19 protein-coding genes and 3 tRNA genes are annotated in these 19,819 nt (G+C 62.2%); 3 read left to right on the plus strand and 19 right to left on the minus strand.

Features of this window, described 5'->3' with window-relative positions; genetic code table 11:
• Positions 1-89: 89 nt before the first annotated feature.
• The 4 genes from ACQKPE_RS12935 to uvrB form a co-directional block, all read right to left on the minus strand.
• Positions 90-165, minus strand: a tRNA-Glu gene (locus ACQKPE_RS12935).
• Positions 166-237: 72 nt separating this feature from the next.
• Positions 238-313 (minus strand) — tRNA-Ala (locus ACQKPE_RS12940).
• Between the two features lie 234 nt (positions 314-547).
• Positions 548-2,029, minus strand: coding sequence for a glutamate--tRNA ligase (gene gltX, locus ACQKPE_RS12945; protein WP_427666355.1), 1,482 nt, complete (start codon positions 2,027-2,029; stop codon positions 548-550).
• 97 nt (positions 2,030-2,126) lie between these two features.
• Positions 2,127-4,142 carry an excinuclease ABC subunit UvrB gene (gene uvrB, locus ACQKPE_RS12950; RefSeq protein ID WP_427666356.1) on the minus strand — a complete coding sequence of 672 codons (2,016 nt, stop codon included), beginning with the start codon at positions 4,140-4,142 and terminating at the stop codon, positions 2,127-2,129.
• Between the two features lie 286 nt (positions 4,143-4,428).
• Between uvrB and ACQKPE_RS12955 the strand changes: the two genes are divergently transcribed.
• Both ACQKPE_RS12955 and ACQKPE_RS12960 read left to right on the plus strand, forming a co-directional pair.
• The gene (locus ACQKPE_RS12955; RefSeq protein WP_427666358.1) at positions 4,429-5,625 is read left to right on the plus strand and encodes an amino acid aminotransferase; all 1,197 of its coding nucleotides are present in this window, start codon (positions 4,429-4,431) and stop codon (positions 5,623-5,625) included.
• Between the two features lie 61 nt (positions 5,626-5,686).
• A tRNA-Asn gene (locus ACQKPE_RS12960) sits at positions 5,687-5,762 on the plus strand.
• A gap of 54 nt (positions 5,763-5,816) precedes the next feature.
• Here ACQKPE_RS12960 and ACQKPE_RS12965 read toward each other — a convergent pair.
• The 5 genes from ACQKPE_RS12965 to ACQKPE_RS12985 form a co-directional block, all read right to left on the minus strand.
• A complete protein-coding gene (locus tag ACQKPE_RS12965) occupies positions 5,817-6,236 on the minus strand; it encodes a cupin domain-containing protein (protein WP_427666360.1) in 420 nt (139 codons plus the stop codon).
• A 92-nt stretch (positions 6,237-6,328) separates the two neighbouring features.
• Positions 6,329-6,889 carry a DUF1285 domain-containing protein gene (locus ACQKPE_RS12970; RefSeq protein WP_427666362.1) on the minus strand — a complete coding sequence of 187 codons (561 nt, stop codon included), beginning with the start codon at positions 6,887-6,889 and terminating at the stop codon, positions 6,329-6,331.
• Between the two features lie 10 nt (positions 6,890-6,899).
• Positions 6,900-7,505 (minus strand): DUF4823 domain-containing protein, encoded by a 606-nt coding sequence (locus ACQKPE_RS12975; protein ID WP_427666363.1) that lies wholly within the window; start codon positions 7,503-7,505, stop codon positions 6,900-6,902.
• A gap of 65 nt (positions 7,506-7,570) precedes the next feature.
• Positions 7,571-8,539: a GTP 3',8-cyclase MoaA gene (locus ACQKPE_RS12980; protein WP_427666365.1), complete on the minus strand. Its 969-nt coding sequence runs from the start codon at positions 8,537-8,539 to the stop codon at positions 7,571-7,573.
• 130 nt (positions 8,540-8,669) lie between these two features.
• Entirely contained in the window at positions 8,670-9,305 is a 636-nt protein-coding gene (locus ACQKPE_RS12985; RefSeq protein ID WP_427666367.1) for a TetR/AcrR family transcriptional regulator, read from the minus strand.
• A 72-nt stretch (positions 9,306-9,377) separates the two neighbouring features.
• Between ACQKPE_RS12985 and ACQKPE_RS12990 the strand changes: the two genes are divergently transcribed.
• Positions 9,378-10,511: an aminotransferase class V-fold PLP-dependent enzyme gene (locus ACQKPE_RS12990; protein ID WP_427666368.1), complete on the plus strand. Its 1,134-nt coding sequence runs from the start codon at positions 9,378-9,380 to the stop codon at positions 10,509-10,511.
• Between the two features lie 225 nt (positions 10,512-10,736).
• Here the strand turns inward: ACQKPE_RS12990 and ACQKPE_RS12995 are convergent, their stop codons facing one another.
• The 10 genes from ACQKPE_RS12995 to plsX form a co-directional block, all read right to left on the minus strand.
• Entirely contained in the window at positions 10,737-11,519 is a 783-nt protein-coding gene (locus tag ACQKPE_RS12995) for a TatD family hydrolase (RefSeq protein ID WP_427666369.1), read from the minus strand.
• 35 nt (positions 11,520-11,554) lie between these two features.
• Positions 11,555-12,541: a DNA polymerase III subunit delta' gene (locus ACQKPE_RS13000; RefSeq protein WP_427666371.1), complete on the minus strand. Its 987-nt coding sequence runs from the start codon at positions 12,539-12,541 to the stop codon at positions 11,555-11,557.
• A complete protein-coding gene (gene tmk / locus ACQKPE_RS13005) occupies positions 12,534-13,166 on the minus strand; it encodes a dTMP kinase (RefSeq protein WP_427666373.1) in 633 nt (210 codons plus the stop codon). The genes ACQKPE_RS13000 and tmk overlap by 8 nt, the downstream gene beginning before the upstream one ends.
• Positions 13,167-13,175: 9 nt before the next feature.
• Positions 13,176-14,321 (minus strand): endolytic transglycosylase MltG, encoded by a 1,146-nt coding sequence (gene mltG, locus ACQKPE_RS13010; RefSeq protein WP_427666375.1) that lies wholly within the window; start codon positions 14,319-14,321, stop codon positions 13,176-13,178.
• 4 nt (positions 14,322-14,325) lie between these two features.
• Positions 14,326-15,147 carry an aminodeoxychorismate lyase gene (gene pabC / locus ACQKPE_RS13015; protein ID WP_427666377.1) on the minus strand — a complete coding sequence of 274 codons (822 nt, stop codon included), beginning with the start codon at positions 15,145-15,147 and terminating at the stop codon, positions 14,326-14,328.
• Complete coding sequence (gene fabF, locus ACQKPE_RS13020) at positions 15,147-16,391, minus strand: beta-ketoacyl-ACP synthase II (RefSeq protein ID WP_427666379.1); 1,245 nt, start codon at positions 16,389-16,391, stop codon at positions 15,147-15,149. Before fabF ends, pabC begins: the two co-directional genes overlap by 1 nt.
• 151 nt (positions 16,392-16,542) lie before the next feature.
• Entirely contained in the window at positions 16,543-16,779 is a 237-nt protein-coding gene (gene acpP / locus ACQKPE_RS13025; RefSeq protein ID WP_008096410.1) for an acyl carrier protein, read from the minus strand.
• A 203-nt stretch (positions 16,780-16,982) separates the two neighbouring features.
• Positions 16,983-17,723: a 3-oxoacyl-ACP reductase FabG gene (fabG, locus tag ACQKPE_RS13030; RefSeq protein WP_427666381.1), complete on the minus strand. Its 741-nt coding sequence runs from the start codon at positions 17,721-17,723 to the stop codon at positions 16,983-16,985.
• Positions 17,724-17,739: 16 nt separating this feature from the next.
• Positions 17,740-18,678 carry an ACP S-malonyltransferase gene (fabD, locus tag ACQKPE_RS13035; RefSeq protein WP_427666383.1) on the minus strand — a complete coding sequence of 313 codons (939 nt, stop codon included), beginning with the start codon at positions 18,676-18,678 and terminating at the stop codon, positions 17,740-17,742.
• Positions 18,679-18,805: 127 nt separating this feature from the next.
• Positions 18,806-19,816, minus strand: a complete 1,011-nt coding sequence (plsX, locus tag ACQKPE_RS13040; RefSeq protein ID WP_427666385.1) for a phosphate acyltransferase PlsX — start codon at positions 19,814-19,816, stop codon at positions 18,806-18,808.
• Positions 19,817-19,819: the final 3 nt, after the last annotated feature.

Genomic DNA, 19,819 nt, shown 5'->3' on the forward strand with positions numbered 1-19,819 from the left:
GCCATGCAGGCGCTCTCCCAGCTGAGCTATAGCCCCGGATTTCTAGCCTCTCGGCCCAGCGACATTCTGAAACATCGCTTGTGCAAAACTGGCGTCCCCTAGGGGACTCGAACCCCTGTTACCGCCGTGAAAGGGCGGTGTCCTAGGCCACTAGACGAAGGGGACGAACCTTCTTACCTTCAAGACCCGGTTGCTGGACCCGGCCTTGCTTCAAGGCCTTGGCCTGGAAGCGGAATTTGGTGGAGCTAAGCGGGATCGAACCGCTGACCTCCTGCATGCCATGCAGGCGCTCTCCCAGCTGAGCTATAGCCCCACAATATCGCTTTGAACAGAAGCATCGGCTGGGTGCCTGATGTTTCATTTTCGTTCATCGCTGTGGACGGGGCGCATATTAAGATCGGATTGCAGGGCTGTCAAACGAATTTATGAAAAACCTCAAAGTTTTTTTCACAGATAACAATCACTTACCGCCCTGCCCCACTCCTCATGGGAGCGTTCCCCTTGCAGGGGCGGGTTGTACCCACTCCTGCAAGGGATAGCGCAGCCCTCAGGCGATCGTCGCCAGCTGCTTTTCCCATTCCTTGTTTTCTTTCTTCGATACACCACCGAGCAACTCCAGCGCCTGGCGCAGACGGTAGCGGGTCAGGTCAGGCCCAAGGATTTCCATGGCATCAAGCACCGACACCGAGCTGGCTTGGCCGGTGATGGCAGCGAACATCAGCGGCATGGCATCACGCAGCTTCAGCTCCAGCGCCTCAACCACGGCCTGGATGCAACCGGTAATGCGCTCTTTCTCCCAATGACGCAGGCTTTCGAGCTTCCACAGGATCAGTTGCATGACCTGGCGCACTTGATCGGCAGACAGCTTCTTGTGCTCGAACAGCTTGGCATCAAGCTTCAGGCCGCCCTCGAAGAAGAACCCGCCCAGTGGCGCGATCTGGCTGAAGGTTTCGACACGCCCTTGCACATGCGGGGCGATTTTCATCATGTAGTCGCTGTTGAATGCCCACTTCTGTACGCGAGCCGCGAACTCGTCCACCGGCAGGTCACGCAGCCACTGGCCGTTGAGCCAGGACAGCTTCTCGATGTCGAAGATCGGACCCCCCAGGGAAATGCGCGACAGGTCGAAATGCTCGACCATTTCATCCAGGGAGAACTTTTCACGCTCGTCCGGCATGGACCAGCCCATACGGCCGAGATAGTTGAGCATGGCCTCGGGCAGGAAGCCCATGCGCTCGTAGAAGGTCACCGAGGTCGGGTTCTTGCGCTTGGACAGCTTGCTCTTGTCGGGGTTACGCAGCAGCGGCATGTAGCACAGCTTGGGCTGCTCCCAACCGAAGTACTCGTAGAGTTTGATGAGCTTGGGCGCCGATGGCAGCCACTCTTCGCCACGCAGCACGTGGGTGATGCCCATCAGGTGGTCGTCGACCACGTTGGCCAGGAAGTAGGTCGGCAAGCCATCGTTCTTCATCAGAACCTGCATGTCCATGCGGTCCCACGGGATCTCTACGTCGCCACGCAGCATGTCCGGTACCACGCAGAGGCCTTCGCTCGGCACTTTCATGCGGATCACGTGAGGCTGGCCTGCGGCCAGGCGCTGCTGTACTTCCTCGGCGCTCATCTTCAGGGCGCGGCCGTCGTAGCGCGGGGTTTCGCCGCGAGCCATCTGCTCGGCGCGCATCTGCTCCAGCTCTTCAGCCGTGCAGAAGCAGTAGAAGGCATGGCCGGCATCGACCAGCTGCTTGGCGTACTTGGCGTAGATGTCGCCGCGTTCGCTCTGGCGGTATGGACCGTGAGGACCACCCACATCCGGCCCCTCGTTCCACTCGATGCCCAGCCAGCGCAGGGCATCGAAGATCTGCTGCTCGGATTCGCGGGTAGAACGCAGTTGATCGGTGTCTTCGATACGCAGGATGAACTCACCGCCGTGCTGCTTGGCGAAGCAGTAGTTGAACAGGGCGATATAGGCAGTGCCGACGTGGGGGTCGCCGGTAGGCGATGGCGCGATGCGCGTGCGAACGGTGGTCATGGACAGTCTCGGACGAAAGATGAAACAAAGGCGGAATGTTAGCAGGGTGCGGGCACCGGGCTCCAGCAATCAGGAGCACCCGCTATGCCCTCCCCCCTCAGCTGGCGATCAGCCGCTCGCGTAACTGGCCGATCTCGTCGCGCAATTGGGCTGCGGCCTCGAACTCCAGGTCGCGTGCGAACTGGAACATCTTGTCCTCCAACAGCTTGATGCGCTTGGTGATCTGCGCCGGGGTCTGCAATTCGGCTTCGTTACGCGTGGCCTCTTCGGCAGCCTTGGCCACGCCCTTGCGCTTCTTGCTGCGCCCACCGGGTACGCTGGCGCCCTCCATGATGTCGGCGATGTCCTTGACAACACCCTTGGGCACGATGCCGTTTGCCTCGTTGAACGCCACCTGTTTTTCCCGACGCCGCTCGGTTTCGTCGATGGCTCGCTGCATCGAGCCAGTAACCTGGTCGGCATACAGGATAGCCTTGCCGTTGAGGTTACGCGCTGCACGGCCAATGGTCTGGATCAGCGAGCGCTCCGAGCGCAGGAAACCTTCCTTGTCGGCGTCGAGGATGGCTACCAGCGAGACTTCGGGCATGTCCAGGCCCTCACGCAGCAGGTTGATACCGACCAGTACATCGAAGGTACCCAGGCGCAGGTCGCGGATGATTTCCACACGCTCGACCGTGTCGATGTCCGAGTGCAGGTAGCGCACCCGCACATCGTGGTCGGCCAGGTAGTCGGTGAGGTCCTCGGCCATGCGCTTGGTCAAGGTGGTGGCCAATACCCGCTCGCCCACCGCGACACGCTTGCCGATTTCCGACAGCAGGTCGTCTACCTGGGTCAGTGCCGGGCGCACTTCCACCTGGGGGTCGACCAGCCCCGTGGGCCGCACCACCTGCTCGACGACACGGCCGGCATGCTCGCCCTCGTAAGGGCCGGGCGTGGCCGAGACGAAGATGGTTTGCGGGCTGACCGACTCCCACTCGTCGAAGCGCATGGGCCGGTTGTCCAGTGCCGAAGGCAGGCGGAAGCCGTATTCCACCAGGGTTTCCTTGCGCGAGCGGTCGCCCTTGTACATGGCGCCGACCTGCGGAACGCTGACGTGAGACTCGTCGATCACCAGCAGCGCATCGGCCGGCAGGTAGTCGTAAAGCGTGGGCGGAGGCGCACCGGACGGACGCCCGGAGAGGTAGCGCGAGTAGTTTTCGATGCCATTGCAGTAGCCCAGCTCGAGGATCATTTCCAAATCGAAGCGTGTGCGCTGCTCCAGGCGCTGGGCCTCCACCAGCTTGTTGGCCTTGTTGAGGTACTCCAGGCGCTCCTTGAGCTCCTCCTTGATGCCCTCTACTGCCTCGAGCAAGGTTTCACGCGGGGTGACGTAGTGGCTCTTGGGGTAGAAGGTGAAGCGCGGCAGCTTGCGGGTCACTTCACCGGTCAGCGGGTCGAAGGCGGCGATGTTCTCGACCTCGTCGTCGAACAGCTCGATCCGGATGGCCTCGAGGTCCGATTCAGCCGGGAAGATGTCGATCACATCGCCCCGCACCCGGAAGGTGGCGCGGGCGAAATCCATTTCATTGCGGGTGTACTGAAGGTCGGCCAGGCGGCGCAGCAAGGCGCGCTGGTCGAGCTTGTCGCCACGGTCGACGTGCAGCACCATCTTCAGGTAGCTCTCGGGGCTGCCCAGGCCGTAGATGCAGGACACCGTGGTGACGATGATCGCGTCGCGCCGCTCCAACAGCGCCTTGGTCGCTGACAGGCGCATCTGCTCGATATGGTCGTTGATCGAGGCGTCCTTCTCGATGAAGGTATCCGACGACGGCACGTAGGCCTCGGGCTGGTAGTAGTCGTAGTAGGAAACGAAATACTCCACCGCATTGTTCGGGAAGAACGCCTTGAACTCGCCGTACAACTGGGCAGCCAGGGTCTTGTTGGGCGCCAGCACCATGGTCGGGCGCTGCACCTGCTGGATGACATTGGCAATGCTGAAGGTTTTGCCAGAGCCCGTCACCCCGAGCAAGGTCTGGTGCGACAACCCGGCCTCGATCCCCTCGACCATCAGGCGGATGGCCTCGGGCTGGTCGCCGGCCGGCTGGAATCGGGTGACGAGCTGGAACTCGGACATGACGGACCTCATGGTTGTCGCGGCAACTGTAAATTTAGCCAGTAGTCTATACCCAAATCCGCCGCGCGGGCGTGGCTTTCTCGCCGCGAGTACGACCGCTTGTTGCAGTGGACCTGGCAATGCGACCAATGGTTGAAAAATATTTGCGCAAACGGCCCGAAAACCTGCGCCAGACTGTCGCAGTGATTGCCGGGTATCACTATACTGACTCCCCGTTTGCACCGCTTCAGTGCACTGGGCTGGAGCGTGCGCGTCCTCTCACTCTCCATTCAGAGTCAAGGTAACAATGAGCCTGTTTTCCGCCATCGAGCTGGCACCCCGCGACCCCATCCTGGGCCTCAACGAAGCATTCAACGCCGATACCCGCACCGACAAGGTCAACCTGGGCGTTGGCGTGTACTGCAATGAGGAAGGCCGCATTCCACTCCTGCGCGCGGTGATCGAAGCCGAGACCCAGCGTGCCGCCCAGCATGCCTCCCGTGGCTACCTGCCGATCGACGGTATCGTCGCCTACGACCAGGCCGTGCAGAAGCTGTTGTTCGGTGCCGAGTCGCCGCTGCTGGCCGCAGGCCGCGTGGTGACCGTGCAGGCGGTGGGCGGTACCGGCGCGCTGAAGATCGGCGCCGACTTCCTCAAGCGGCTGAACCCCGATGCCGTGGTGGCCATCAGCGACCCGAGCTGGGAAAACCACCGCGCGTTGTTCGAAACCGCCGGTTTCCCGGTGCAGAACTATCGCTACTACGACGCCCCGAGCAATGGCGTGAACCGCGCCGGCATGCTCGAGGACCTGAACAACCTGCCATCCGGCTCGGTCATCGTCCTGCACGCCTGCTGCCACAACCCTACCGGGGTGGACCTGACCCTGGACGACTGGAAGAACGTTCTGGAAGTGGTCAAGGCCAAGGGCCACGTGCCATTCCTCGACATGGCCTACCAGGGCTTTGGCGACGGTATCGCCGAGGACGCCTTCGCCGTACGCCTGTTCGCCGAGTCGGGCCTCGAGTTCTTCGTCTCCAGCTCGTTCTCCAAGTCGTTCTCGCTGTATGGCGAGCGCGTCGGCGCGCTGTCGATCGTCACCGGCTCCAAGGATGAAAGCACCCGCGTGCTGTCGCAGGTCAAGCGGGTCATCCGCACCACCTACTCCAACCCGCCAACCCACGGCGCCAGCATCGTTGCCGCAGTGCTCAACAACGACGAACTGCGCCAGATGTGGGAAACCGAGCTGGGCGAGATGCGCACGCGCATCCACGGCATGCGCAAGCAGATGGTCGAGTTGCTGGCGCAATACGGCGCCAAGCGCGACTTCAGCTTCGTCGGCCGGCAGCGCGGCATGTTCTCGTACTCGGGTCTGAGCGCCGAGCAGGTTGCACGCCTGAAGAACGAGTTCGGCATCTATGCCCTGGACACCGGCCGCATCTGCGTAGCTGCGCTAAACCAGAGCAATATCCATGTCGTGACCAAGGCTATCGTCGAGGTTCTGTAAGCGCCAGCTGGCCTGGGGGAAGCTTGACTTCCCCTTGGCAATCAGTAAGATACGTGCAGATTCCGCGATAGCTCAGTCGGTAGAGCAAATGACTGTTAATCATTGGGTCCCTGGTTCGAGTCCAGGTCGCGGAGCCAAATATTGAAAACCTCCAGATGCGCAAGCACTGGAGGTTTTTCTTTTGTGCGGCGTTATTTCAGCGGCGTGGTAACCGGGCTGTCCTGGTCCACCAGGCTCCAGACCAGCAACTTGGCCGACTGGGTCTTGCTGGCGTTGCGCGAGACCTTGTGCTGGGTACCCGGCGCTTCGTACCAGTACTCACCCGCCTTGAAGGTGTGCTCGGCCTCGTCATTGAGCTGGGATACCACCGCCCCCTCCAATACGTAGGCCATGACCGCGCCCGGATGCTGGTGCGCTGGCGACGACTGCCCAGGCTGGTAATTGACGGTCAACATCACGATCTTCTTGCCTGGTGCGATATCCGGTCGCTGCTCCTGCAGCACCTTGACCTGATCGAGCACCAGCTCTTCGCCATGAGCCCAGGCAGGCGCCTTGACCGTGACCAGGCCCACGGCCATCAGCAGGGAAAGGGACAGGTGGGAAATCTTCATCTCGATGCGTCTCCTGTAGGGGGTTGCCCACAGGTTAGGCAAGGCGCGCAGCAGGTAAAACGACCAATCCGGGGAAAAAGCAGGAGGCCGATTCAGGCAGCCCGGCCTATGGGGTAGAACTGCCCGCGGCTCCAGACGCCCAGCCACTGCTGGCCGTCCAGCTCGCGCGGTACTGCCAGTTCGACCAATTGGTAGAACACATTGCGATGGACCAGCGCCTCGAGGTTGCTGCGCATGAGGATATAGGGCGATGGCTCCTGGGTCTCGGGATCGGTCTCGACCCGCAGCGGGTGCTCAGGCCCCACCTCGACCTGATCTTCGACATTGCTGGTGAAGCGCAGTACCTGCTGCTCACCGCTACCTTCGACATCCAAGGTCACGGCAACGAACGGGGCATCGTCGACCCGGATACCGACCTTCTCGACTGGCGTGACCAGGAAATAATCCTCGCCGTCGCGACGAATGATCGTGGAAAACAGCCGCACCATCGGCTTGCGACCGATCGGCGTGCCCAGGTAGTACCAAGTGCCGTCGCGGGCGATACGCATGTCGATATCGCCGCAGAAATCCGGGTTCCACAGGTGCACCGGTGGCAAGCCCTTCTCCTTGGGAATTTGCGCCAGAAGATCGTTGGCCTTACCGGAACCTGCCATCACCCTCACCTCAACGACTCATGCCCAGAAGGCTACGAGCGTACTCGCGCATGGGCGCGGCAAGCAAATCCTGGGGCGTGTTGTCGTGGAACGTCAACAAACCGCCACGGCTCTTGATGCGCGCGGTGTCGATCAGGTAACGGGTGTTGGTTTCGATCAGCATCATCTGCACGACGCCGGTATCCCAACCCAGGCGGTCGACCGCCTGTTCGTCGTACCATTCATCGCCATTGCCGATGCGGTCGTCGGTACGGGCGAAACGGGTATACAACACATAGTGGGCACCCACCGAGCGAGCCTCGGCCAGCGCGTCTTCAAGACCCAGCGGCCCCTGGGCGCGGCGCACCAGTGGGAAGTACTCGACAAAGCTCTTGAAGGCCTCCTCGGCCACCGCATTGGGCTTGGGCACCGGGCCCTTGCCTGGCGGCATGAAGGCGCCTTGGCCGATGTAGATGAACGAGTCCGGCTGCAAACGCACCGACAGGCTGCGGGTAGTATCGCTGTGGTCGAGCAAGCCCGCGTCGCTCATGTGATAACGCACGCCCTCGCCCATATCGCTGACTTTCATGCAGCCGCCCAGCACCATCAGCGCCAGCAGCAAGACCAGGCTTCGCATCTTTCCTCCAGTGGCCGGTGACGAAAAACCGGCGAATAGCCGCCAGATGCAGCTTTTGCGCCAGCTCAGCCGCCGATCACCTTCATCACCATCACATCGCCAGCGAATGCCTGCTCCTGCTTGTCCGCAAGGGCCTTGACCAGCAAGCGCTGCAAGGCCGGTAACGCCTGATGACGCGGTTTATCCAGCAGCTCGCCGATGTAGTGACGGTTGCTCGACGACAGGCAGCCATGCAGCCAGCCGGTCGACGACAACCGCAAGCGCGAGCAGGTACGGCAGAACGGCACGCTTTCGTTGGCGATGACGCCAAAATAGCCTTTGCCGGGAATGTGGTAGCGCAACGCCGTGGCGTCCTGGGGCGCAGCGGCTTGCACATAGCCATGGGCGAGGCCGATTCGCGTGAGCAACTGCTCCAGCCCGACGAACTGCTGCCGGAAAGCATTGGCATCACGTGCCAGGTGGCCCATGCGCATCAACTCGATGAAGCGCAGCTCGTAGCCCCGCTCCAGGCAGTAGTCCAGCAGTGGCAGCACCTGGTCGAAGTTCTGCCCACGCATTGGCACCATGTTCACTTTGATGCGCATGCCCGCAGCGCTGGCTTGGGCCATGCCTTCCAAGACGCAGGCCAGATCGCCACCCCGGGCGATGCGGCGAAACGCGTTGGGGTCGAGGGTATCGAGGGAAACATTCAGACGCCGGATGCCCGCAGCCTGCAACAAGGGCAGCTTGCGCGCCAGCAATTGGCCATTGGTCGTAAGGCTGGTGTCTTTCAAGCCAAGCGTGGCGACTGCTGCCAGGAATGCTTCCAGGCGAGGGCTGATCAGGGGCTCGCCGCCCGTGATACGCAGCTGGTCGATGCCTGCCGCTTCTACCAGATAGGCCACCCCACGCGCCAAGGCCTCGGCAGGCAATTCATCCTGCGCCGCCACCAGGCGCTTGCCGTTTGGCACGCAGTAGGTACAGGCATAGTTGCAGGCAGCCGTCAGGCTGACGCGCAGGTTGCGAAAACGCCTGCCTTGACGATCGACGATCATGGATGACTCCGACATGGAAGAAAGCGAGCCGGAAAAACCTGACCTAAAAATCAGGTTTTTGCAAGTTTCACTGTCGAAGTCATATTGCGTCGGTGACTTGCCCGATTCGGGCAAACCACCTGGAATGTGCTTAGCTCGCCGGTTCCGGGTCGCGTTTACGCTTGTTGCCCATGCGCACGCCAATATCCATCAGGAACTGGAAGAAACCTTCCTGATCCTCGAGCACATTGCTCCAGAACGGCGAGTGATACAGCGCCACGGCACCGTGCACCAAAGCCCAGGCTGCACAGTAGTGGAAATAGGGAGGGACGTCTTCGAGCTTGCCTTCGCTGATGCGGCCCTTGATCAATTGGGTGAGGCGGTCGAAGTTCGAGGCGCGAATGCGGTGCAGTTCCTCGACCATTTCCGGCACCTGGTTGCCCTTGACGACCTTTTCTTCCAGGCGATCGAACAGACGATAGCGTTGCGGATCGCGCATGCGGAATTCGAAGTAGGCGCGCGACAAGGCTTCCTTGTCACGATCGACATCGGCCGAGTGCAGCAATTCGTTCAGGTCGCGCTCGTAGTCGAGCATCAGGCGCAGGTAGATCTCCGCCTTGGACTTGAAATGCTTGTAGATCGTGCCTTTGCCGATACCGACGGCGTCGGCGATCATTTCGACGGTGACGCTGTCTTCCCCCTGATCGAGGAAGAGCTTGAGTGCGGTGTCGAGGATCTCTTGTTCGCGGCGGCGAAACTCACGGACCTTACGAGGTTCTTTCTGCATGGGAAGGACTGGATGACAATCGAAGCGGGTTATTATGCCTAACTTGCGGCAAATTGCACGGATCATCCAAGCATGTCTATGTTTCACGATGAGTTCGACCAGGCACCCGGCCTGTGCTACCTGAACCACGCAGCCGTCGCGCCCTGGCCCAGGCGGGCCGCCGAGGCCGTGGCACGCTTCGCCCGCGACAACGTTTGCGCAGGTGCTCGTGAGTACCCGGCCTGGTTGGCCACCGAGCGACGCCTGCGCGAACGCCTGGCGCGCTTGGTGAATGCCCCCTCACATGGCGACATCGCACTGGTCAAGAACACCTCCGAAGCCTTGTCCCTGGTCGCCTTTGGCTTGACCTGGCAAGCCGGTGACCAAGTGGTTATCAGCGACGAGGAATTTCCCTCCAACCGCGTGGCATGGGAGGCGCTGGCCGATCAAGGGGTCGAGGTGATCCAGGTCCACTTGGCCAGTGAAGACCCGGAGGGCGCATTGCTGGCCGCCTGCGGCCAACGTACACGCCTGCTGTCGGTCAGCGCGGTGCAGTTCGGCAGCGGCCTGCGCCTGGACCTGGAACGCCTCGGAAAAGGCTGCCGCGAGCGTGGCGTGCTGTTTTGCGTGGATGCGATCCAGCAGGTCGGCGCCCTGCCCTTCGACGTGCAGCGCTATGACTGCGATTTCGCCATGGCCGATGGGCACAAGTGGATGCTCGGCCCTGAGGGCCTTGGTTTTTTCTACTGCCGCTCAGCCCTGCGTCCGCAGCTCAAGCTGCACGCCTACGGCTGGCATATGCTCGATCAACTGGGCGATTTCGAACGCCGGCAGTGGCAGCCGGCGCGCAGTGCCAGGCGCTTTGAATGCGGCAGCCCGAACATGCTCGGGGCCTGTGCGCTGGAGGCCAGCCTGTCGCTTCTGGAGGACGTGGGCATGGAGACGGTCGCGCAACAGCTTCAGTTGCGCGTAGAGCAATTACTGCAAGGGCTCGCAGGCATTAATGGCGTGCATGTGCTCAGCCCGAGACAAACCCAGCGCCGCGCCGGCATCGTGACATTCACGGTTGAGGGTCACGACCCGGAGTCAATCTACCGCACACTCACCGACGCGCAGGTGATTTGCGCCAAGCGCGGGGGTGGAATACGTTTTTCACCGCATTTCTATACGGATCAGCGCTTGATCGACGAGGCTTTACAAAAAGTTCGGCGCATTACCATGCATTGAGTCTCAACGGATCGCGCCTGTATTCCAAATCTGTTTAAAAAACGACCAACTGTCGCTGGCAGTGCGCGAAACCTGACCAATACTTGAAGTGTTGGCGCGGCGCATCCCCCCTAGTGGCGCGCCAATAAAGGTGCCCAGGGACCGCGTACCTTTGTTTTACTCCTAATGGTCTTAACCCGGATTCCTCCCCCAGAACCCGGGTTTTTTTTGCCTAGCTGCCTTACGTCAGAGCACACGCGCCAAGGGGAACAGGCGCTTGAAGTTGGCGGTGGTTTGCTCGGCCAGTTGCTGGTAACTGACTGCGCGCAGCGAGGCAATGTACTCGGCCACTTCACGCACGTACTGCGGCAAATTCGGCTTACCGCGATAAGGGATAGGCGCCAGGTACGGGGAATCGGTTTCCACCAACAGGCGATCGGCCGGCACCTGGCGGGCCACCTCGCGCAAGGCGTCGGCATTGCGGAAGGTGACGATCCCGGAAAGCGAGATGTAGTAGCCCAGGTCGAGCGCGGCCTTGGCCATGTCCCAGTCCTCGGTAAAGCAGTGCAGCACCCCGGCCTGCGGCAGGCTGGCTTCACGCAGCAGGGCCAGGGTATCGGCCCGCGCTGCCCGAGTATGGACGATCACCGGCTTGCCGGTCTGGCGCGAGGCCTCCAGGTGCAGACGAAAAGACGCTTGCTGCAGCTCGGCGGCCTCCGGCTCGTAGTGGTAGTCCAGCCCAGTCTCGCCGATGGCCACGACATGGGGGTGCGCCAGCTCGCGCAGCAACCACTCCAGTGCCGGTGTTTCACCGGGTGCCAGGTCGAGGGGGTGGACACCGACAGAGCAGTCTACATCTGCGTACTGGTCACTGAGCGCCTTTACCGCGCCGGCGTTTTCGGCGCTTACGCCGATGCACAGGAAGTGCCCGACCCCACGCTCGCGCGCGGCTTGCAGGGCAGCATCCAGGGAGCCGCCGTGGGCGCTCAGGTCAAGACGATCAAGGTGGCAATGGGAATCTACGAGCATGGGATGACGGCACACAGGCAATAAACGTTGGAGAACTAGCGCGTACCAGGCAATTGTACCCAGTGCGCCAAAAGCGCTTCGAGTAGCAGCACGCGGTTGAGGTTGGCCTTGCCCAGCACCTTCTGACGCTGCTCAAGGACCCAGGCCTGGACTTCCAGCACCTTGGACTGACGGCTTTTCTGCGCGAGGTATTGCAGCACCTTGCGCATGTCGCCCAAGCCTAACCCCTCCTCGTCCTGCGTCAACTGATAGCGCAGGATCAGGTGCGACCAGTCGCAGAACCAGTCGAACAGCAGCAGCAGCGGAACAGTGTTCCAGGCTTCGGCCAGCTGGCTCGGGGACTGTTGCTGCTTGAGCAGCTTCTTCACCCCCTCGGTGATCAGGGCGCGCTGTTCGCGCACGCCTTGGGTATGCAGGTTGACCGCCATCAGCGGCGAGCCCATGGCCAAGGCCAGCAACTCATCGCGCTCGGCGCCATCACACTCCGGCAGCGCCGCCGCCAACCAGGCCTGGCTTTGCGCCAGGGTGGGCTGTGGACATGCCACCTGCTGGCAGCGGCTCTTGATCGTAGGCAGCAGGCGACTGGGCTGGTGGCTGACCAACAGCAGCACGGTGTTGCCGGAGGGCTCCTCAAGGCTCTTGAGCAAGGCGTTGGAGGCATTGATGTTCATCGCCTCCGCTGGCTCGATCAGTACCACCTTGCGGCCACCCAGTTGTGCGGTCTGTACCACGAAGGCCACGAGGTCGCGAACCTGGTCGACCTTGATCGGCTTGTCGGCCTCCTCCGGTTCCAGCACGAAGTTGTCCGGGTGGCTGCCCGCCTTGAGCAACAGGCACGACTTGCATTGGCCGCAGGCCTCCAGCCCATCGGGGCGCTGGCACAGCAACCGGGCCATGAGGCGTTCGGCCAGGGCGCGCTTGCCGGTGCCCTGGGGGCCGTGCAACAGGTAGGCATGGGCATGCTGGGTGCGGCCAGCCAGTTGCTGCCAGAGCCCCTGCTGCCAGGGGAACCCCTCAGCCACGGCAACGCCCCAGGATGCCTGGCAACAGGCCGTCGATGGAACGCTGAACCGCCTCCAGCGACTGTGCGGCATCCAGCAAGCTGTAGCGCGCAGGCTCATGCGCGGCGCGCTGCAGGTAGGCCTGGCGCACCGCCTCGAAGAATGCCTGGCCTTCCTGCTCGAAACGATCCAGGCGACCACGGGCCGCAGCACGGGCCAGGCCCACCTCCACCGGCAGGTCGAAGACCAGGGTCAGGTCGGGGCGCAGATCGCCCTGGACGAAGCCTTCCAGCTGGGCGATACGCTCCACCGACAAACCGCGCCCACCGCCCTGGTAGGCGTAGGTGGCATCGGTGAAGCGATCGCATAGCACCACTGCCCCCCGTGCCAGTGCCGGCCGGATGACCCCTGCCAGGTGCTGGGCACGCGCGGCGAATACCAGCAGCAATTCGGTGTCGGCCGCCATGCTTTCGTCGCTGGGGGCCAGCAACAGTTCACGGATACGCTCAGCCAACGGCGTACCGCCCGGCTCGCGGGTCAGGACCACATCCAGGCCGCGTTCGCGCAAGCGCTCGGCCAGGTACTCGCGGTTGGTACTCTTGCCCGCGCCTTCGGGGCCTTCCAGGGTGATGAACAAGCCGCTCACGGGCATTCCTTACTGAGGTTCGCTGGGCGTCGGCGCATTGGCCGGTGCAGCTTCATTATTGGCGGGTGCGGCCGGCTCTACGGCCTCGGGCGCAGCTTCAACAGGGGCCTCGACCGGTGCCTGCGGTGCGGGGCTGGAGCGGTAGTCGGCACGCCGCTTGAGCTGGTACTCGCGCACCGCACTGTTGTGATCGTCCAAATCGTCGGAAAACACATGGCTGCCGTCGCCACGGGCAACGAAATACAGGCTGGTGCCATCGGAAGGGTTGAGCGCCGCATGAATGGCTTCGCGGCCAACCATGGCGATCGGCGTCGGCGGCAGGCCGCTAATGGTGTAGGTGTTGTAGGGTGTCGGCTCGCGCAGGTCGGCGCGGGTAATGCGGCCATTGTAGCGCTCGCCCATGCCGTAGATCACCGTCGGGTCGGTCTGCAGCATCATGCCCAGGCGCAGGCGGCGCACGAAGACGCCGGCGATCTGCCCGCGCTCCTGTGGAATACCGGTTTCCTTCTCTACCAGCGAAGCCATGATCAGAGCCTGGTAGGGGTCGCGGTAAGGCAGGTCGGTGACGCGCTCGGCCCATTCCTTGGCCAGCACCTCTTCAAGACGCATATAAGCCTGCTGCAGCAGCTCGACATCGCTCATGCCGCGCACGAAGCGGTAGGTATCGGGGAAGAAGCGGCCTTCGGGAAACACACCGGTGTGGCCGAGCTTGTCCATCACCTGCGCGTCGGACAAGCCTTCAAGGGTAGCTTTGAGTTTTTCATGCTTGGCCACGGCGGCCCGCACCTGGCGGAACGTCCAGCCCTCGACGATGGTGATGTTGTATTGCACCACATCGCCACGGCGCCAGGCGTCGAACAGCGCCTCTACGGTCATGCCTGGGGTCAGACGGTATTCGCCGGTATGCAGCGCAGTGCCGGCCATATTGAAACGCCAGTAAAGGCGCAGCCAGAAGGCGTCATCCAGCAGCCCCTCATTTTGCATGCGGTAGAACATGCGGTTGGGGTTGGTGCCGCTGGGCACATCGAGCAGGCGTTCCTGCGTCACTTGCAGCGGCTGCTCGAGCACCGAGTTGAGCTTCCATGCCGACCAGCCAAGGGCCAGGCCGGCCAGAATCAACCCCATTTCCAGCAGCAGCAGGAATTTGCGTCTCACGAATTCAGGTATCCAGTAACGTACGGGCAACGGCCTGCAGTTTACGGGTGAGCGGGCCTGGCGACCAGTTCAGGTTCAGCTCGGCGAACAGGCGTACTGGCCAGATACCATAGACGCTGTTGCACAGGAACACCTCATCAGCCTGCTCCAGGTCAGCCTGCTCCAGGTCCCGTACCTGCGGGTTGAGACCCAAGGACGGGGCATGCTCGAGCAATGCCGCACGCATCACACCCGCCACGCCGCAACGGCTCAGGTCGGCTGTCAGTAACATATCGTCACGAATCAGGAACAGGTTGCTGTATACCCCTTCGATCAACCGCCCCTGCGTGTCGCGCATCAAGCCTTCGGCGAACTCGGCACCTTGCCATTCGGCTCGGGCGAGTACCTGCTCCAGGCGATTGAGATGTTTGAGCCCGGCCAGCAGCGGTTGTTCCGCAAGGCGGGTCTTGCAAGCGTAAAGACTGACGCCTTGATCGGCGTTGACGACAGGGTATGCAGGCAGCGGCGCGCCCTGGAGTATACGCCTGGCCATCGCGCCAGGCGCAGGTGCATAGCCTCGCGGGCTGTCGCCACGGGTGACGACCAGCTTGGCCACGCCCTCGCCCAACTGGCTGGAAAAACGCAGCAGCTCGTCACGAATCAGGGGGATATCCGCCTCGATTGCCAGACGCTGGCAACCCAGCGCCAGGCGATCGAGATGGTACTGCAGCAGGCTGGGCTTGCCAGCGCGCACGGCGATGGTCTCGAACAGGCCATCGCCGTAGGCCAGGCCACGATTCTGCAAGTTGACCGCAGTACCGGGCTGGCCGTCGATCCAGCTGTGCATCAGCCGGCGAACCGGCGGAACACCAGCGAACCGTTGGTGCCGCCGAAGCCGAACGAGTTGGACAGCACCACGTCGATCGACATCTCGCGCGCCTTGTGAGGCACGAAGTCGAGGTCACAACCTTCATCAGGCTCATCGAGGTTGATGGTCGGCGGCGCGATCTGGCTGTTGATGGCCAATACGCTGAAAATCGCCTCCACTGCCCCCGCAGCCCCCAGCAAATGGCCAGTCATCGACTTGGTCGAGCTGACTGCCAGCGTGTAGGCATGCTCGCCGAACACCTGCTTGACGGCCGCTGCCTCGGCAATGTCGCCTGCAGGGGTCGACGTGCCGTGGGCATTGATGTAGCTGACCTGGTCGGCGTTCAGTTGCGCATCCCGCAGGGCATTGGCCATGCAGCGCGCGGCGCCGGCACCGTCCTCGGGTGGCGAGGTCATGTGGAACGCATCGCCGCTCATGCCGAAACCGACCAGCTCCGCATAGATGGTCGCACCACGGGCCTTGGCATGTTCGAGTTCTTCGAGCACCAGGGCACCGGCGCCATCGGCCAGTACGAAGCCATCACGCCCCTTGTCCCACGGACGGCTGGCGCGAGCTGGCTCGTCATTGCGGGTGGACAGCGCGCGCGAAGCGCCGAAGCCCCCCATACCCAGGCCACAGGCCGCCATTTCAGCGCCGCCGGCGATCATCACGTCGGCTTCGCCGTAGGCGATGTTGCGCGCGGCCATGCCGATGCAGTGGGTGCCGGTGGTGCACGCGGTAGCAATGGCGTAGTTCGGCCCCTGCACGCCCAAATGGATCGACAGGAAGCCTGAGATCATGTTGATGATCGAACCAGGCACGAAGAACGGCGAGATACGACGCGGCCCTTTCTCGTGCAGGATCTTGCTGGTTTCTTCGATATTGGTCAGGCCACCGATGCCGGAGCCCATGGCCACGCCAATGCGCTCCCGGTTGGCGTCGGTCACTTCAAGGCCGGCGTTACGCACGGCCTGAAAACCCGCCGCCAGGCCGTATTGGATGAACAAATCCAACTTGCGCGCTTCCTTCTGATCGAGATACTGCTCGACCTGGAAGCCCTTTACCGAGCCGCCAAAACGGGTGGAGTAGGCAGACAGGTCCGTATGTTCGATCAGACCAATGCCACTGCGACCAGCCAGAATGCCCTGCCAGCTGCTCGGTACGTCCGTACCCAGTGGCGACAGCATGCCCATACCTGTGACCACGACGCGTCTACGCGACACAGTACTCTCCTCTTCTGATAACAGGGTTTCTTGCCATGGCATTCACGATGGCGAATGAAATCGCAACAAGCCCCGGCCCTCGTAAAGAAAAAACCGCACGCCGGCAAAGGCAGTGCGGTTTTTCTCGACAAGAAGCGTCGACTACTGCGTCTTAGGCCTTGTGGCTGTTGACGTAGTCGATAGCGGCTTGAACGGTAGTGATCTTCTCGGCTTCTTCGTCAGGGATTTCGGTCTCGAATTCCTCTTCCAGAGCCATCACCAGCTCAACGGTGTCAAGCGAATCGGCACCCAGGTCATCGACGAAGGACTTCTCGTTGGTCACTTCCTCTTCCTTGACGCCCAGTTGCTCGGCGACGATTTTCTTGACGCGTTCTTCGATGGTGCTCATACCTTGTTTTCACTCCTAATGGACATATGTCAGGCAGCTGGCCGGTGACCAAGTTTATAGGAAGACGCTTGCTTTTCAAGCGTAACGCGCCGTACCCAAAACCAACCGACCTGCTGCCCGGAATCTGGTTGCAGCTTTATAACGGATTTTAGGCTCGCAGTATGACTGTTTTTTTAAGCAATCCGTCACATTGAGTTGCGGTATTACATGTACATCCCGCCGTTCACCGGCACGGTAGCGCCAGTGACATAGGCCGCGCCGTCGGAAGCCAGGAAGGAAACCACTTTCGCGATTTCCTCGGCCTGGCCCAGGCGGCCCAGCGGAATCTGGGTCAGCAGCGCTTCGCGCTGGGCGTCAGGCAGCTCACGGGTCATGTCGGTATCGATGAAGCCTGGGGTGACCGAGTTGACGGTGATGCTGCGCGAGCCAACTTCACGCGCCATGGCGCGGCTGAAGCCTTCGAGACCAGCCTTGGCGGCAGCGTAGTTGACCTGGCCGACGTTACCCATGGCACCGACCACCGAGCCGATGCTGATGATACGACCCCAACGCGCCTTGGTCATGCCACGCAGCACGCCCTTGGACAGGCGGTAAAGGCTGTTGAGGTTGGTGTCGATCACATCGAACCACTCCTCGTCCTTCATGCGCAGCATCAGGTTGTCGCGGGTGATACCGGCATTGTTGACCAGGATGGTCGGCGCGCCGAACTGCTCCTGGATGGCACCGAGCACGGCAGCAACCGACTCGTCGCTGGTCACGTTCAGCTCCATGCCAGTACCGGCGACACCATGCTCCTTCAGGGTCTCGGCAATGCGCGCGGCACCGGAAGCAGAGGTGGCAGTACCGATCACGGTCGCACCCTGGCGACCCAGCTCGAGGGCGATGGCCTGGCCGATACCACGGCTGGCGCCGGTAACCAGTGCAACTTTACCTTGCAGGCTCATGCAAGCGTCTCCTAAATCAGGCCAGCGCCGCGCGGGTGGCGGCGACGGCATCTGGGGTATTGAGGTTGTAGGTGGTCACGCCGTCGGCGCAACGCTTGTTCAGGCCAGCCAGGACCTTACCTGGACCACACTCGACCAGGTTTACCGCACCATTGGCCGCCAGGGCCTGCACGCACTCCACCCAACGGACCGGCTGGTACAGCTGGGCCAGCAGGTCTTGCTTGAGTGCATCGAGGTTGCTGGCGACAGCGGCAGTGACGTTCTGCACTACCGGAATTTGCGGGGCCTTCCAGTCGATGGCGTTGACCGCTTCGGCGAAGCGCTCGGCAGCCGGCTTCATCAGTGCGCAGTGCGACGGCACGCTTACCGCCAGCGGCAGCGCACGCTTGGCCCCCTTGGCCTTGCACAGCTCGATGGCGCGTTCCACCGCTGCCTTGTTGCCCGCGATGACCACTTGGCCAGGCGAGTTGAAGTTGACCGCGCTTACGACCTCGTCTTCAGCCGCCTCGGCGCAGATTTCGACCACGACGGCGTCATCCAGGCCAAGGATCGCAGCCATTGCACCATGCCCGGCAGGTACGGCCTCTTGCATCAGTTGGCCACGGCGCTCTACCAGGCGCACAGCGTCCTTGAGGCTCAGGCTGCCAGCAGCGACCAGCGCGCTGTACTCGCCCAGGCTATGGCCGGAAACGAAGGCCGGTTGCGCACCGCCCTCGGCCAGCCACAAGCGCCACAAGGCAATGGAGGCGGTGAGAATGGCCGGCTGGGTCTTGTCGGTTTGGTTGAGTTGTTCTTCCGGGCCTTCCTGGACCAGCTTCCACAGGTCGTAGCCCAGAGCCTCGGAAGCTTCCTTGAAGGTCTCGATGATCAGCGGCTTCTCGGCGCCGAGCTCGGCGAGCATGCCCAGCGACTGGGAGCCTTGGCCAGGAAAGACGAATGCGAGGGATGCAGACATTGAACAAGCCCTTATGATCTTGTCGTCGGAAAGTGCGCGCAGGGCTTAGGCCTGGGCACGGAAACTGAAGACTTGGATGGAGATGCAGACCAAGCGGTCACATTTAACCACTTCATGGCGAATATGCCTAAAGCAACAGATCCTCCAGGCGACCGTGCAGGCGCTGCGGCAGGTTCTCCTGGATTTCGATGAGCGCGCGCTGGATCGCGCTCTGCAAGCCCTGCACACCGGCCGAACCATGGCTCTTGATGACGATGCCCTGCAGACCGAGGAGGCTCGCGCCATTATGGCGCGCAGGCGCAAGATCAGCCTGCAGGCGCTTGAGCAACGGCATCGCCACGACCCCCGCAGCCCGGGAAAACACCCCACCCTTGAACAAGGCCTCGATACGCGCGGCGATCATGGTCGCCAAGCCCTCGCTCGACTTGAGCAGGATATTGCCGACGAAGCCATCACACACCACCACATCAGCCTCGCCACGGTACAAGCCATCACCCTCGACGAAACCGATGTAGTTAAGGCCCCGGGCGCCCTGCAGCAAGCTGGCGGCCAGCTTGACCTGCTGGTTGCCCTTGATGTCTTCGGTACCGACATTGAGCAGCGCTACCCGCGGCCGAGGGATACCCAGCGCCTGGGCGGCCACCGAGCCCATCACCGCAAACTGGTAGAGGTTCTCGGCACTGCAATCGACATTGGCGCCGAGGTCCAGCAACTGGCAGTACCCCGCCCGGGTCGGGATGGCGGCGACCATGGCCGGCCGATCGATACCCGGCAAGGTCTTGAGCACGAAACGCGACAACGCCATCAGCGCCCCCGTGTTGCCCGCGCTCACGCAGGCCTGCGCCTTGCCATCGCGCACCATCTCCAGGGCGACGCGCATCGACGAATCCGGCTTGCCACGCAACGCCTGCGAAGGCCGCTCATCCATGCCGACCACCTCACTGGCACCAACGATTTGCAGGCGCGCGCGATCGGCAACCGAAAGGCCGCTGACGAGTTCTTCAAGGAGGGAGGGTTGACCGACGAGGGCCAGGTGAAGCGAGGGCGTAGCGGACAGGCAAGCAATACTAGCCTGGACAATGCTGCGGGGACCGAAGTCCCCGCCCATTGCGTCGATCGCGATGATCTGAGCGGACAAGGA

It is taken from the genome of Pseudomonas sp. NPDC089554, from assembly GCF_050280645.1.
Taxonomy (GTDB): domain Bacteria; phylum Pseudomonadota; class Gammaproteobacteria; order Pseudomonadales; family Pseudomonadaceae; genus Aquipseudomonas.